16 protein-coding genes are annotated in these 14127 nt (G+C 52.9%); 11 read left to right on the plus strand and 5 right to left on the minus strand.

Features of this window, described 5'->3' with window-relative positions:
- Positions 1-13: 13 nt before the first annotated feature.
- The gene (locus tag AC1931_RS00470; protein ID WP_483875265.1) at positions 14-1141 is read right to left on the minus strand and encodes an NAD(P)/FAD-dependent oxidoreductase; all 1128 of its coding nucleotides are present in this window, start codon (positions 1139-1141) and stop codon (positions 14-16) included.
- Positions 1142-1189: 48 nt separating this feature from the next.
- The gene (locus AC1931_RS00475) at positions 1190-1435 is read right to left on the minus strand and encodes a hypothetical protein (RefSeq protein ID WP_483875266.1); all 246 of its coding nucleotides are present in this window, start codon (positions 1433-1435) and stop codon (positions 1190-1192) included.
- A 301-nt stretch (positions 1436-1736) separates the two neighbouring features.
- Between AC1931_RS00475 and pyrC the strand changes: the two genes are divergently transcribed.
- The 11 genes from pyrC to AC1931_RS00530 all read left to right on the plus strand — a co-directional run bounded on the left by pyrC (position 1737) and on the right by AC1931_RS00530 (position 10322).
- Positions 1737-2771 carry a dihydroorotase gene (pyrC, locus tag AC1931_RS00480; RefSeq protein WP_483875267.1) on the plus strand — a complete coding sequence of 345 codons (1035 nt, stop codon included), beginning with the start codon at positions 1737-1739 and terminating at the stop codon, positions 2769-2771.
- A 132-nt stretch (positions 2772-2903) separates the two neighbouring features.
- A complete protein-coding gene (gene yghU, locus AC1931_RS00485) occupies positions 2904-3785 on the plus strand; it encodes a glutathione-dependent disulfide-bond oxidoreductase (protein WP_483875268.1) in 882 nt (293 codons plus the stop codon).
- Positions 3786-3858: 73 nt separating this feature from the next.
- Positions 3859-4101 carry a hypothetical protein gene (locus tag AC1931_RS00490; RefSeq protein ID WP_483875269.1) on the plus strand — a complete coding sequence of 81 codons (243 nt, stop codon included), beginning with the start codon at positions 3859-3861 and terminating at the stop codon, positions 4099-4101.
- A 93-nt stretch (positions 4102-4194) separates the two neighbouring features.
- Complete coding sequence (locus AC1931_RS00495) at positions 4195-4443, plus strand: MoaD/ThiS family protein (RefSeq protein WP_483875270.1); 249 nt, start codon at positions 4195-4197, stop codon at positions 4441-4443.
- Positions 4444-4478: 35 nt separating this feature from the next.
- Complete coding sequence (locus tag AC1931_RS00500; RefSeq protein ID WP_483875271.1) at positions 4479-6335, plus strand: aldehyde ferredoxin oxidoreductase C-terminal domain-containing protein; 1857 nt, start codon at positions 4479-4481, stop codon at positions 6333-6335.
- 117 nt (positions 6336-6452) lie between these two features.
- Entirely contained in the window at positions 6453-6632 is a 180-nt protein-coding gene (locus AC1931_RS00505; RefSeq protein WP_483875272.1) for a Rho termination factor N-terminal domain-containing protein, read from the plus strand.
- A 1-nt stretch (position 6633) separates the two neighbouring features.
- Complete coding sequence (locus AC1931_RS00510) at positions 6634-7110, plus strand: nitrous oxide reductase accessory protein NosL (protein WP_483875273.1); 477 nt, start codon at positions 6634-6636, stop codon at positions 7108-7110.
- On the plus strand, positions 7107-7436 hold the full coding sequence (locus tag AC1931_RS00515; RefSeq protein WP_483875274.1) for a hypothetical protein: 330 nt from the start codon (positions 7107-7109) through the stop codon (positions 7434-7436). The genes AC1931_RS00510 and AC1931_RS00515 overlap by 4 nt, the downstream gene beginning before the upstream one ends.
- Entirely contained in the window at positions 7433-8590 is a 1158-nt protein-coding gene (locus AC1931_RS00520) for an ABC transporter permease (protein ID WP_483875275.1), read from the plus strand. Before AC1931_RS00515 ends, AC1931_RS00520 begins: the two co-directional genes overlap by 4 nt.
- 2 nt (positions 8591-8592) lie before the next feature.
- Positions 8593-9318, plus strand: coding sequence for an ABC transporter ATP-binding protein (locus AC1931_RS00525; RefSeq protein WP_483875276.1), 726 nt, complete (start codon positions 8593-8595; stop codon positions 9316-9318).
- The gene (locus AC1931_RS00530) at positions 9315-10322 is read left to right on the plus strand and encodes a hypothetical protein (RefSeq protein WP_483875277.1); all 1008 of its coding nucleotides are present in this window, start codon (positions 9315-9317) and stop codon (positions 10320-10322) included. Before AC1931_RS00525 ends, AC1931_RS00530 begins: the two co-directional genes overlap by 4 nt.
- Before the next feature lie 3 nt (positions 10323-10325).
- Here AC1931_RS00530 and AC1931_RS00535 read toward each other — a convergent pair whose 3' ends face one another.
- The 3 genes from AC1931_RS00535 to ilvC form a co-directional block, all read right to left on the minus strand.
- A complete protein-coding gene (locus AC1931_RS00535; RefSeq protein ID WP_483875278.1) occupies positions 10326-10700 on the minus strand; it encodes a YajD family HNH nuclease in 375 nt (124 codons plus the stop codon).
- Entirely contained in the window at positions 10697-12232 is a 1536-nt protein-coding gene (locus AC1931_RS00540) for an acyl-CoA dehydrogenase family protein (RefSeq protein WP_483875279.1), read from the minus strand. Before AC1931_RS00540 ends, AC1931_RS00535 begins: the two co-directional genes overlap by 4 nt.
- 265 nt (positions 12233-12497) lie before the next feature.
- Positions 12498-13970, minus strand: a complete 1473-nt coding sequence (gene ilvC / locus AC1931_RS00545; protein WP_483875280.1) for a ketol-acid reductoisomerase — start codon at positions 13968-13970, stop codon at positions 12498-12500.
- Positions 13971-14127 lie beyond the last annotated feature (157 nt).

The raw sequence follows: 14127 nt of genomic DNA on the forward strand, positions 1-14127 counted from the left end.
CCCTGGCTTGAGGTTACGGACAGCCGATGTAGGTATCAACCCCATCTAAAAACAGGTCAAACTGGCTTTCCATCGCTTCTTTCAGGACATTGGCAGGAAATCCCCTGGCGAGGTTGCCGCGCAGGCCGACCCAGCCGATGGCGTCGATCGGGCCGAGGCTCATCAGGTAGCCTTTTTCCTGATAGTGGTATGGGCGCAGCCTGCGACCGGCGTGCAGATTAGTGATATTGTGCGCAACCAGTTTGCCTTTACGTATCGCCGCCTGGGCGGTGAGCTGATTCAGGCCGTTGCCGGCGTAATCGGAACAGTCACCGGCACTGAAGATATCCGGCAGCAGATCTCCTTCGATCTCGATCTGTCCGAAAGTATTGGTCGGCAAGCTCAGTGGCGCTCGCGTAACCCCGGCAAACAATAATGTCGCCCCCGAGTCCAGTTGATATTCCCTTCCACTATCGCATTCTTTAAGCACAATGCTGGTGTCGGTTTGTTCCAGATATTCCGTTTCCGGCAGATAGTCGATTTTATCCCGACGTAATTTACGAACAACATAGCGATGAGCCCCTTCGGGCATCATCGGCAGGGTGCGATTGTTCATGTCGATGAGCCGCAACCCGGCATCTATTCTTTGTTGACGAAGCAGTGCTTTTAATTCGAATAATATCTGCAGCCCGGTTGCGCCGCCACCGACAAATGAAATAGTCAGTCGTTGTGATTCAGCACGGGTCCGCCATTCTTCCAGCAGGGCCGGACCACGACCCGCCATCAGGTGTTCCAGGCCGTAGACCAGGCGTCCTCGGGGTGAAACCAGCGCAGCGGCACCGGTGCTGACAATCAGCCAGTCAAAATCGAGCTCACCTTCATCCAGGGGAACTTTTTTCTGCTGTTGCCAGTGGTTTAAGCTGTTTTTGTCAATTTGGAGTCGTTGCTGATGGAAAGCGAACCCGAAACGCTTTGCCAGTTGGGCATACGGAAGTTTGAAATCCGCAACCTGCCTGGCAAAGGTCTTGTGTAAATTGGTGATCTTACAATATTCCAGGTTAGCATCGATCAGGTGCAGTTGCAGTGCCGGCATTTTTTTCGCCAGACTGATGAGAGTGGCCAGACCGGCATAGCCGCCACCAATGACAACCACTTGAGCCATAAAAGAGTTCCTTCCTGATTGAGGCGCGACCTTCCGGTTTTTAACCTGTCAGCGTGGATATTTCTCAAGGTTAAAGTTATCGGCACCATCTCCCAATTGACCCATTTCGGGCAGTTGAATCGGATCACAGCAGTTTTCTGCGAGACGAGCTTTTTGCCCACACTGACCACATTTATAACTAGCCGGTTCAGAAAGACAGGCCACCATCTGCTTGCGCCCCTCAACCGTCAAGCTGCAGAGATGAATATGATGGTCTTCAGTATGTTTGCAGAAACTATTCAATTCATGCGTCATTTTAAGCTCCTTTAAATTGGCAATCTTTTCTCAAATAGTAACTTATCGATTTGTCCAAGACAACAGGGGTGGTCGTTTTTTGCCAGCCGGCTGTGCCGGAGGCAAGAAAAGGCTTTAAAAAGCAGATTTTTTGTGATCTTTTCAGTCTAATATGTCTGTTATCATAGGTAGCACCAGCAGGTGAACATCCATGGGACAGTTGTCCTGATCATGGCAATTTTGATCCTGAGCTGAAAGAATATCGTTTTTTTTGATAAGGGCAAGACAGGGTGATCGAAAATTAACGATCAAGGAGTGCGGTGTGCCAAAAACACTGACGATTACAAAGCCTGACGACTGGCATATTCATTTTCGTGATAACGCTATGCTGGCTGCCGTTGTGCCTGCCACTGCCCGTGTCTTCGCACGTGCCATCGCCATGCCGAATCTGCAACCACCGGTGATCACCCCGGCGGCGGCCAAAGACTATTATCAGCGGATCAAGGCGGCAGCCCCGGCAGCCAGTTCCTTTGAACCCCTGATGACGTTGTACCTCACCGACCACACGACGCCGGAGATGATCCGTGACGCGGCAAGGCAGGGACTGGTGAAAGCGTGTAAGCTCTATCCGGCCAACGCCACTACCAATTCGTCCCACGGTGTGACCAACCTGACAGCCCTGGATGCGACCTTTGCGACGATGGCTGAAACCGGTCTGTTGCTACTGGTACACGGCGAAGTCACCGCCGAGGACATTGATGTTTATGACCGCGAAAAAGCTTTTATTGATCAGCAACTGGTACCGATTGTCGCGAAATATCCGCAGCTCAAGGTGGTGTTTGAGCATATCACTACCAGCGATGCCGCAGAGTTTGTACTGGCCAGCGGTCCAAATGTCGCCGCCACCATGACCCCCCAGCACCTGATGTACAACCGCAATCACTTGCTGGTCGGCGGCATCAAACCCCACAACTACTGTCTGCCGGTGTTGAAGCGTAATACTCATCAGCAGGCGTTGCAAGCCGCAATCGCCGGCGGTTCTCCGAAGTTTTTCCTGGGCACTGATTCAGCTCCACACTTGCAGCAGGACAAAGAAAACGCTTGCGGCTGTGCCGGTTGTTACAGCGCCCCGGCGGCCCTGGAGCTTTATGCTGAGATCTTCGAACAGTTGGGTGTTCTGGACAGATTCGAAGCGTTTGCCAGTTTCAACGGGCCGGACTTTTACGGTCTGCCGCGTAACACTGACACTGTCACCCTTGTCCGCAAACCGTGGCAGGTCCCGGCTACGGTCAATGTCGCCGGGCAACCCATGGTGCCGTTCTACGCCGGTGAAACCCTGCAGTGGCAAGTACTTTAAGATCCCCGTTAGTTGCTGTATCGCCCCCGACTTTCATAACCTTACCCTGCTGTTTGAACGCACCTGCGTAGAGATGGTAGACTCAAATCACCCAGACAACTCTTCCAATGATCTCTGCAGGAGCCTGTGTTTATGACCGACAACAACAAATTCCCCCCGGAAAAAAATCAGCCTGCCGGCTATGCGCCCTCGAAGATCTGGAGGCCAGAACGTGAATCGGGTGGGGTTTTTGCCGACATCAATCGTCCGACTGCCGGAGCTCGGCACGACAGTGAACTTCCGGTTGGCCAGCATCCCCATCAGCTTTATTCCCTTGGAACTCCCAATGGCATGAAGGTCAGTATCATGTTTGAGGAGTTGCTTGAGGCGGGATTTGCCGGGGCAGAATACGACGCCTGGTTCATCGATATCGGCAGGGGTGATCAGTTCGGTAGTGGTTTTGTGGAGGTTAATCCCAACTCCAAAATTCCGGCACTGGTTGACCGGCAACCCCAGCTTGATTCCGGCGGACAGATTGAACCCGTACGGGTTTTTGAAAGTGGTTCAATTCTGCTTTACCTGGCGGAAAAATTTGGCGCGTTTTTGCCTCAGGGTGCGCCTGAACGGAGTGAAACCCTCAACTGGCTGATGTGGCAGATGGGTGCCGGGCCGCTGTTGGGAGGCGGCTTCGGTCATTTTTATGCCTATGCACCACTTAAGATCGAATATGCTATAGATCGCTTTGCCATGGAGGTAAAACGTCAGCTCGATGTTCTTGACCGGCATCTGGCAACCCATCATTATATGGCCGGTGATAGCTATACGATTGCCGATATGGCGATCTGGCCCTGGTATGGTCGACTGGCGCTGCACCAGATTTATGATGATGCTGGCACCTTTTTGTCCGTGGATGAGTATCAGCATGTACAGCGCTGGGCTAGATTAATTGCCACGCGTCCGGCGATCAAACGCGGCATTCTGGTTAACCGTAAGGATGGGGTGAAAGAACGTCATTCGCCGGCTGACTTCAGGTAATTTATGTGTCGGACACTACCTATCTGTCCATCTGTCGTAGTTGATAACAATTCACTGTGGAGTCTGGAGAACTATGAACAGTCGTGACTGTATCAACGTTGTCACTGAGAACGATCAGGTTCTCAATGTCGATGTTACCAGCTACAAGGAAGATGCCATCTGGATTCTGGTTGGGAAGGGAGAGCACAGCGTCAAATGCAAGCTGATGCCGAGTCGCAACGAACTGGTCTATGTTGGCTCGGTCATGGGGCGGGAACTGATCTATAAACGCAGTGTAAAGCAGGTCCGTGAAGATTTACGGCAGACGGGAAGGTAGTTTGTCACCGATGATACCGGCAACATGTTGATGAAAATATCGATGTTTGCTGATATGTTTTAACGGTTCCTGATTAAACTCAGAAGTTGCGGAATGGGTATGGCAACAGGCAAACAAATCACCCTGACGATCAAACTGTACGGTGTGTTTCGTATCGACCGTTTCAAGGAAAAACAGCTTGAGTTTGCTGCCGGAGTTTGTGCTGATGAGGTGGTGGAACAGCTGCAGTTGAACCGCCAGCTGTTAGGCATTATTATGATCAATGATCAGCACGCTAATATCAACAGCACGCTGGCCGACGGCGATACCCTGGCGTTACTGCCGCTCCTTGAAGGCGGGTAGTTTTTTTAATTGTATTAAAGAGGAGGAGAGGGCGCATGAAGATTCTTACCACTGATCCCGTGAAGGACCCATCAAACATTCTCTACCGGCGCTGTGTCCTGGATCTGCAAAGTGGTGAGCAGACATTTACCGATGTTCCCTGTGCTAATTTCGAGGAGGTGCTAGGGGGCTTCGGGCGCTCCTTTCAGCAATTGGCACAACGTCCGGTTAAGCAAGCCTATTGCGATGAAAATCCCCTGATCATCAACACCGGTCTACTCACCGGTAGTAGCGCCATGACCGGCTTGCGCACCTACTTCTCCGCTTACAGCCCGTTGAAACAGTCGCTTAAAGGGTTGCCGGCGGCGATCTGGTCGGCGGGCAGTGGAAAGTTCGGAGCCAAGTTCAAGTGGACAGGGCTCGATGAACTGATTCTCGAAAATCGTTCCAGCAAACCGGTCTACCTGGTCATCCGCCACACACATCAGGGACCACGGATTGAGGTGATGTCGGCGGAGCATCTGTGTGGTCTCACAACCCATGAAAAGATCATGACTTTGCAGCGGCAGTATGAGGATGCCCACTTTGCGGCAGTCGGGCCGGCCGGTGAGAACTGGCAACAGGTGCTCATGGGCTCGATTGCCTTGTCGACGGAAAACCAGTTGCGCAGTGGCGAGGATAAGCAGCGGTTTGCCGGACGTGGTGGTATGGGCAGCCTGATGGGGTACAAGAACGTACTGGCGCTGGTGGCACAGGCCCCAGACCAGAAAAGCCCCCTGACTGACGCGGTAAAAAAGGTCAATTTAAATGTCGTTAAGGGTGGTGGTGCTGCCCGACTGCAGCCGATCAAACGAGGTGGTGGCGGCGGCACCTGGGCCGCCTATGATGTGATGCAACCATTCCATGCAGTGCCGCTCAACAACTTTCGCCCCCAGGGCAACGATCTGCCCGAGCGGATGCTGCGCGAGAATGTCGAAAAGGACTACGATCTGGAGTCTTCGGCCTGCTGGCGCTGCGGGATCACCTGTCACAATTATGTCTATGAAAAGAAGAAAGATGGTTCACGCGGTGAGTTTCTCGCCAAGTTCGATTATGAGCCCCTCAACCTGCTCAGCACCAATATCGGGATTCACGACCCCGGTCAGGGGGCGCGGCTGATCCAGGCCTGTGATCTGATGGGGTTGGACGCTATCAGTTTGGGCGTGACCCTGTCATACCTGCTGGCCTGGAATGAGCGCCATCCGGACAAATCTTTGTGTGGTGGAGTGAATTTCGGAGATTATGAGAAGATTCGTGAATTGATTTTAGAGACCGGCAGGGGACACTGTTCCGATATCGGCATCGGTTCCATGCGTCTGTCGCAGAAGACCGGCGAAACTGACTACGCCTATCATGTCAAGGGACTTGAGATTGCCGCCTACCAGCCGGAAACCAATCCGGGCTACATCTGGGCGATTGCCGGTGGCCATATGACCATGGGCACCTACGGCATGCTGATTCGCGAAGGCAAGACCGATTTCGATTCCTGGGTTGATGCCATCACCCGTGACAAACTGCAGATTGTCGGCTTCGACATGATCGGTCTGTGCAAGTTTTTTGATATCACCAAGGGGATCGGCACGCAGATGGTAGTTGATTGCCTTAAGAGCGATTTCAATCTTGAGGTGACGCAGGACGATCTGCAGGCGGCGGTACGGCGGGCCTTTGTCCTGGGGCTGATTCTCGAGAAAATACAGGGATATACCGCGGCAGAATACACCCTGCCGGCGGAAGTGGCCAAGAAACCCAACCTCCACATCAAGGTTCCGTCAATCAGCAGCCTTGATTATATCGAGCAACTCAGCCAGCGTGTCTGGTCGGTGTTTGAGCCGGAGATGGAAACAGTTGCGAAAGAACTACAGCTGAACCGATAAATTGTATTTCGCGAGATCTGCAGAATCTGTGATAAACTGTGAAGCAGTTGTCGCAGTTCCGGTTGAGACAGCAGTGATAGGTTGATTGATTGTTTGTCATCCAGGAGGAGGTTCCCAATGAACATGAAAGAAATTAAAAAAATTGCTGCTGAACGCGGGGTTGTGCCGGGCAAACTGAAAAAAGCCGAACTCGTCAGGGCTATCCAGAGGGCGGAGAATAACCCCGAATGCTTCATGATCGGTATGCTCGATCAATGTGTTGAATACGACTGTCTGTGGCGTGACGACTGCTGTTGAGATGCGCTTATTGACCGTAAAGCTCTTCTTTGTTGTTGTCGTACTCGGTGTCCTGATCACTCCGGTTCTGGCTTTTGAACCGAAGATACCGGGACCGAGGGAACGCTGCCCGGTTTGCGGCATGTTTGTTGCCCCTTATCCTGATTGGATTGCTACTATTGTCCTAAAAAATGGCGAGCAGATTTTTTTTGATGGTGCCAAGGACATGTTCCGCTATTATTTTGCTCTGCCCGCGGGGAAGGTAACGCGCGAGGATATCCAGAGTATCTATGTCACCGAATACTACAGTGCCCGTTACGCCCCGGTTGATGAGGTGTTTTTTGTGCTGGGTACCGATGTTTACGGACCTATGGGGGCGGAACTGATTCCGGTGCGGGGACGCCGGCACGCCGAAACCTTTATGAAGGATTACAGCGGCAAACAGATTGTGGTTTTCGATGAGGTTACCCCTGACATGTTGCCGCCGGATTATCGATGACGCGCAGTTTACTCTGCTTGTCAGTTTTGCTGGCCGGAGCGACTCTTCTGCTTAGTCTGCTGCTCCCGGGGCATCAGCGCTTTCAGGATGATGCCGCCCTGTGGCAGGCGAAACGTGATCTGGTCGCCGCTGTGGCGATTACCGATCTGTCACTGAGCAGTGAGGCGCGCTATACTCGCCATGTCACTCAGGCCGATCTGTTTTCCGCTTTTCAGGACTTCCCAGCAGCATTTGAGCATTTCCCCACCGGCTCTATGATTCCGCCACGCCCTGTCGGTTACAGCGGGCGGGTGTTTTTTGAATCCCATCGGCAGGTCCAACCGTGATCCACAATGTCAAGCTGCTTGAATACAGTCTGTCCAGTTTATGGCGGCGTAAGGAAAAAAACCTTGCCCTGGTCGTCGTCTACGCTCTGGTGATTGCAACCCTGGGGTCGGTGTTGCTGCTGACCCATGCATTGAAAACTGAAGCGGTGATGACCCTGACTGCGGCGCCGGAAATTGTCGTTCAACGTACGCAAGGGGGCAGGCACGAGCTGATTCCCGTCAACGATGCCCAAACCATCAGGCAATTTCCCGGGGTGGGCAAGGTTACGCCGCGGGTCTGGGGCTATTACTATGATTCTCTGGTCAAGGCCAACCTGACCCTGATCGGCCTTGATGGATATCACGAGCAGCTCGAACTGCTTGACGGACGTTTCCCCCAAACGCCCGATGAGTGCGTCATCGGTGCCGGGGTGGCGGACGCCTTTGGTCCGCAGATCGGCGATCTGTTGGTGCTGGAGGACAGCAGTAAGCGGCGTACGGAATTCCGTGTCAGTGGTGTCTTTCGTACCGCCTCGAATCTGCTCACCAACGATCTGGTGGTATTGCAGGATGCCGCACTGCGCGAATTTTTTGGTATTCCAGGTGAATTGGCTACCGATCTGACGGTGCAGGTCTACAACCCGAGAGAAGTCAGTACCGTCGCTAAAAAAATTGCCTATTTTCTGCCCGGCAGTCGCCCGATCACCCGCGATGAACTGCTTCACACCTACGATTCCCTGTTTAACTGGCGCAGTGGCATGATGCTGGCGGTGTTTGTATCGGCACTGATGGCTTTTCTGATTCTGGCCTGGGACCGGGCGACCGGCATCAGTGCCGAGGAAAAACGCGAAATCGGCATTTTAAAAGCGCTTGGGTGGGAAACCTCTCATGTCCTCGGTACCAGATTACGCGAAGCCCTGTTGATTTCTCTGGCGGCGTTCATTGCCGGGCTGCTGCTGGCCTGGCTGCATGTGTTCGTCCTTGGAGCCCCTTTACTGATGCCGCTGTTAAAAGGCTGGTCCGTGCTCTTTCCGGAGTTTGATTTGCCCCGGGTGGTTGACCTGTACCAGCTGGCAGTGCTGGGCTGTGTGACAATCCTTCCTTATCTGGCCTGCACCCTGGTCCCTGCCTGGAAAGCTGCAAGCAGGGATCCGGATGATGTGATGCGGGGGTGAAAGTGGGTTCAGGTATCGATAACAGCGCGCCGCTGATCCGCATCGATGAAGTCAGCAAAATTTATCATCATGGTAAACCCGATGAAGTGCGTGCTTTGCAGAATATATCGCTGGAGCTTTTTCAGGGGGAGGTGATCGCCCTGACCGGACCGAGTGGTTCAGGCAAGTCGACATTGTTGTCCCTGATCGGCTGTATGTCACGCCCAACCCAGGGAACTGTCTATCTTGAAGAGCGCCGCGTCAGTCGCCTGCCGGAAGCTTTTCTGGCACGGATCCGTCGCGAAACCTATGGCTTTGTCTTCCAGCAGTATCATCTGCTGCGCGATGTCTCTGTCCTCGATAACCTGATGTTTCCCCTTTACCCGGCTGCAATTCCCTTCAAAACCATGTGTGAACGTGCACGGGTGTTGCTCGAAAGATTTTCGCTGATAGACAAACAGAAAACAAAAGTCCGTCAACTCTCCGGGGGCGAACAGCAGCGGGTGGCTTTGGCACGAGCGCTGATGGCCGATCCCCCGATTATCATCGCTGACGAACCAACAGCCCATCTCGATGCTGAATTGACGTCCGAACTGCTGACCATGCTGACTGAACTTCACTCCGACGGGCGCACGATCATTATCGCGACCCACGACCCGGTTGTTTATCAGTCGTCCTTGATCGGCCGCAGGCTTGCTTTGCGCCATGGTAAACTGGCTGACGAAGTACCGGTGGGGACCGCGCAGTGATTCTCCACCCGGGCATTCTCGCTCTGCTGTTCAGTTCAGCCCTGATTCTGTTGCTGCTGCTGGTAGCCGGTGGGGTGGCACTGCGGATTGCCCGCCACTGGAATTCCGACAGTGGCTCTGCGACTCAGTTGCAACTGGAGCGCCAGACCTGGCTGGTGTCGAGCCTGCTTAAATATGCCTTCGGTTTTCAGATCGTTACCCTGTTTCTCTTTCTTTTTACCCTCGAAGAAATCCACCCCCTGTTCGTTGGTGCCATGTGCGCGACCGGGTCGCTTAACGCCAACCTTGTCGGTTGGCTGGTGTTACTGGTAAAGGTCGGACTGGTTTTTGCCGCTGCGGTGTGGCTGGCTTTGAATTATCTCGATCAGCGCACCGAAGATACGCCGCTGGTTCGCCTCAAATATCGGTTGTTGCTACTGCTGATCCCGGCGGTTGCCCTGGATCTGTGGTTACAATGGGAATACTTCAGGGGGTTGCGGCCGCAGATGATCACCTCCTGTTGTGGATCGCTTTTTTCTGCCGAAGGAGAAGGGGTGATCAGTACCCTTGCCGGGCTGCCGGTCGAGCAGGGAATGCCCCTGTTTTTTGCCGTGGTTGCTGTGTATGCTGTGCTCTTGCTGGCGAGTTTGCGCTGGCGGGCTATATTGCTGCGAAATTTGCTGGTTGTTAGTGCGGTACTGCTGTTTTTTACATCCCTGACGGCGCTGGTATCCTTTCTTTCCCTCTACATTTACCAGTTGCCCAGCCACCAGTGTCCCTTCGATATGCTCCAGGCCAACTATTATTATATCGGCTATCCCGTTTATGTCGGATTATTTATGGCGACTCTTTTCGCCATGCTGCCGGGACTCTGCCAGCCATTGGCAACAACAGACAGCCTGCAGCAGGAACTTAAGCGCTGTGAACCCTTCTGGCTACGTCTGGCCCTGTCCGGGCTGATTCTTTTTGTCGTGACCAGTTGTTGGCAAATGGTTTTTGGGCCGCTGAAATTGCTGGGTTATTAAATATTATTTTTTCAGGTTGGCCAGGGCGGCGAAGGGCGAGTGGGACAGGGAGGGTTTGGTTGAGGTTAAACCTGTCTCCCCGTCGCGGGCCTCCTGCACCCCGCGGGTGTGTTCATGGTCGTGGCAGTAAACGCAGAGCAGTTCCCAGTTGCTGCCATCAGGCGGGTTGTTGTCGTGATTGTGGTCCTTGTGGTGAACGGTAAGTTCACGGATTTTTTTCCCTTCCAACTCTCGGGTGCAGCGGGCACAGACATGGGGAAAGAGTTTCAGGGCCTGCTCACGATAACCAGACTGCCGCTGGCGATGCTCGTCGCGCATGGCTTCCAGCCGTTGTTCCAGTTCTTCAGGACTTAAGGTTTTTTTTTGTTTGTTGCTCATCTGTTGCGATTCTCCTGTTGGTAAAAACAATCAAGCCAGCCGCTGTGTTTATCCACTTCATGGTAGTTGTTGCTGCCCAAGGCCCGAAAGCCGCTGACTTCGGCTGCTATGCGCTGGATCAGTTGCTCACGACAGTTGGCGATCAGTACCGGGTGATAGCCTGAATCACCCAGTTCCTCGACCAGCTGCAGAGCAATAATACGGCTGATCAGCTGACCAAAGGCATTAAGCCGGCGTTGCGACAGGGGCAAGATCAGATCAATATTCAGGTGAGCCTTAAGGTAAGCTGCCGTTCTGCTGGTCAGCTCGAACACGCTGACAAAAGCCAGGAGATTGTTGATTTTCCGGCGGTGCATCAGCTTTTGAATGGCTTCTGCAATCTGAATATAAAGAATATCGTTGGAACCTTCAAAAATCTGGAAGGGACGGCTGTCGACCAGGGCGCGACCGGCGATATGGTCAAGTCGGTAGCCTTTGGCTCCAACCAGTTGCAGCAGTGACTGGGCTGAATCCTGCATCAGATCGGTGACAACTGTTTTGACGGCATTGGCTTCGAGTCCGGCACCGGACAGGTCATTTCTGGTGCCGGCTTTCTTGCTGCTGTTAAGGCACATGGCCGTTGCTATCGTGACGTTGGCCTGCAGGGCTGAAAGACGCTGTTGGACCTGATCGTAGCTGAACAGGTTTTTTCCTCCTACCTGGCGCTGACGGCAATGGCTCACGGCTTCGTCTTCCAGGCGCTGGAGAAAGCCCAAAGCCATGCCGGGGAACTGCATGCGGCTGCGGTGAAGCAGGTCGAGCATCATTTTAATGCCGGTGCTGTGGGGTTCGAGTTTCTGCAGTTTCGGTATCTTGACGTCAATGCAGTTACGGCCGTAGGGGAGCAGGTAGATACCCAGATTTTCAAAAAACTCCTCAACGATGATGGTCTGGTTCTCAGCCGAGGAATCACAGATAAAGAAATCAACATCGCGCCCGAGCTGGCCGGATTCATTTTTGCGGCGCGCCGTCAGCAGCCAGTAATCGGCCCAGCCGGTCAGCCCCGCCCAGTGCTTAAGGCCCTGAAGGTGAAAATGGTCACCCTTGTGCTGGTAATGGCTCTGCATATGCAGGGCATCACTGCCATAGTCGGGCTCGGTGATCATCAGCCCACCCATCTTCTGCTGGTGAATAAAACCGTCAAAAATTGGTTGTTTGACTGGTTCCTGGGCATATTTAGCAACCGGTTGCAGAAAAAGAGCCCAGTTGATGCCGAAGCCCAGGGACAGGGGCAGGGATTCATAGCTTGCCGTCGAGAGGAGCGCCAGGCCTTCGTGAATATGACCGCCGCGACCGCCGTATTGCTGCGGGATAAAGGTCGCCAGCGGTTGCGCCGCGAGAATATCGCGGAGGATGAAGGGGGGAATGCCGCGCTTGACGCTGAGCTTGTCAATGTCACTGCGCACGTGCAGCAAGTGCTTTAACCGGTCTTTGAAGCTTGTCAGGAAAGTATTGAAATCGTTTGCCGGTTGTTGTTCCGAGAAGGACATCATCAAAGGACTCCGCTACGCTGAATGAACGTTTACTGCTGGTGAGTCTCCGATATTACATGAAAAAAGGGCCCCGACAAAGTAGTCAGAGCCCTTTTTATGGTCAGATGTATTGATAGTTTAAGATCTTCAGTCCCAATTACAGCGTTGCAGCAACATTCGACTGTGGCGGTTCAGAGACGATCATTTGTCTACCTCCCTCTGCTGTATGTTTGACTTCAATCTATCACATGATCCTGCCGGAATTCAAGGTCCGCACGGATATTTTTTAGACGATTGCCTTCATGCCCTGCATGGCGGCTCGCAAGTGCTCGCCTACTTCCTCGATCAGATGGCTGCGGATGTCTGCATTGATGACCACCAGAATCTGATTGTCGACATAGTTGTCTTTGATCTCAAGTCCTTTGCCGATCACATCGGTATCAACGCCGGCCATGAAATCTTTGAGCAATGGTACACAAGCGTGGGAGAAAAGATAGCAGCCATACTCGGCGGTATCGGAAATGATCCGGTTCATTTCATAGAGTTTTTTACGGGCGATGGTGTTGGCAATCAGCGGGGTTTCATGCAGCGACTCATAGTAGGCTGATTCCGGCTCAATGCCTGCAGAAACCATCACTTCAAAGGCAAGCTCAACACCGGCCTTAACCATGGCAACCATCAGGATGCCTTTGTCATAAAACTCCTGCTCGGTGATCTCGCCGGCGCCTTCGGTTTGCTCGAAGGCAGTTTTTCCGGTTTGTTCACGCCAGGTCAGCAGTTTCTTGTCATCGTTGGCCCAGTCTTCCATCATGGTGCGGGAGAATTCACCAGAGAGAACATCGTCCATGTGTTTTTCAAAAAGTGGTTCCAGAATGTCTTTTAACTCTTCGGCGAGGGCAAAAGCTTTAAATTTTGCCGGATTGGAGAGCCTGTCCATCATCAGGGTGATGCCACCATGTTTGAGGGATTCGGTGATAACTTCCCAACCCTTTTGAATCAGTTTAACCGCGTAAGGGGCGTTGACCCCACCTGCAACCATCTTATCAAAACAGAGCAGAGAGCCGGCCTGGAGCATCCCGCAGAGAATGGTCTGCTCACCCATCAGGTCAGATTTGACCTCAGCAATAAAAGAGGACTCAAGAACCCCGGCGCGGTCACCACCCTGAGCTGAACAGAGTGCTTTGGCGATCTCAAGACCGTCGCCGTTGGGATCGTTCTCGCCATGAACAGCGACCAGGGTTGGTACGCCGAAACCGCGTTTGTACTCCTCGCGTACTTCACTGCCGGGACATTTAGGGGCGACCATGATGACGGTGAGATCGTCCCGGATTTTAGTCCCTTCTTCAACAATATTGAAGCCGTGAGCGTAGCAGAAGGTCGCACCTTTTTTCATCAGCGGGACCACGGTATTGACAACATCGGTGTGTTGCTTGTCCGGCGCGAGGTTCATGACGATATCTGCCGTCGGTAACATCTTTTCATAAGAGTCGACGCTAAAGCCATTGTCTGTGGCGTTTTTCCAGGATTGACGTTTCTGTTCTATCGCTTCCTTGCGCAGGGTGTAAGCGACATCCAGACCACTGTCGCGCATGTTCAGTCCCTGGTTAAGGCCCTGGGCGCCACAGCCGACGATGACGATTTTTTTGTCCTTGGCGTAATGGCAGCCGTTGGTAAATTCCTCGGCGTCCATGAACCTGCAGGTTGCAAGCTCCTGAAGTTGGCGACGAAACGGCAGAGAATTGAAGTAGTTTTGACCCATGGTTGTTCTCCTGAGGTGGTTGGTTAACAATTGGTTGACGAACTCTTAGATCGATCAGCTAGCAGCGTCGTCGGAAAAATATCACTTGAACGTATAACTTTATAACATATTGATGCGTTGCGTAAATTGATTTATTGTGCACGTAGTGTTGCGATAT

The sequence above is a fragment of the Pelovirga sp. C15f genome (assembly GCF_057178085.1).

Coding starts and splice junctions, on each gene's coding strand:
- AC1931_RS00470 (WP_483875265.1), bottom strand. CDS start 1,141: ATGGCTCAAGTGGTTGTCATTGGTGGCGGCTATGCCGGTCTGGCCACT.
- AC1931_RS00475 (WP_483875266.1), bottom strand. CDS start 1,435: ATGACGCATGAATTGAATAGTTTCTGCAAACATACTGAAGACCATCAT.
- yghU (WP_483875268.1), top strand. CDS start 2,904: ATGACCGACAACAACAAATTCCCCCCGGAAAAAAATCAGCCTGCCGGC.
- AC1931_RS00490 (WP_483875269.1), top strand. CDS start 3,859: ATGAACAGTCGTGACTGTATCAACGTTGTCACTGAGAACGATCAGGTT.
- AC1931_RS00495 (WP_483875270.1), top strand. CDS start 4,195: ATGGGTATGGCAACAGGCAAACAAATCACCCTGACGATCAAACTGTAC.
- AC1931_RS00500 (WP_483875271.1), top strand. CDS start 4,479: ATGAAGATTCTTACCACTGATCCCGTGAAGGACCCATCAAACATTCTC.
- AC1931_RS00505 (WP_483875272.1), top strand. CDS start 6,453: ATGAACATGAAAGAAATTAAAAAAATTGCTGCTGAACGCGGGGTTGTG.
- AC1931_RS00510 (WP_483875273.1), top strand. CDS start 6,634: ATGCGCTTATTGACCGTAAAGCTCTTCTTTGTTGTTGTCGTACTCGGT.
- AC1931_RS00515 (WP_483875274.1), top strand. CDS start 7,107: ATGACGCGCAGTTTACTCTGCTTGTCAGTTTTGCTGGCCGGAGCGACT.
- AC1931_RS00535 (WP_483875278.1), bottom strand. CDS start 10,700: ATGAGCAACAAACAAAAAAAAACCTTAAGTCCTGAAGAACTGGAACAA.
- AC1931_RS00540 (WP_483875279.1), bottom strand. CDS start 12,232: ATGATGTCCTTCTCGGAACAACAACCGGCAAACGATTTCAATACTTTC.
- ilvC (WP_483875280.1), bottom strand. CDS start 13,970: ATGGGTCAAAACTACTTCAATTCTCTGCCGTTTCGTCGCCAACTTCAG.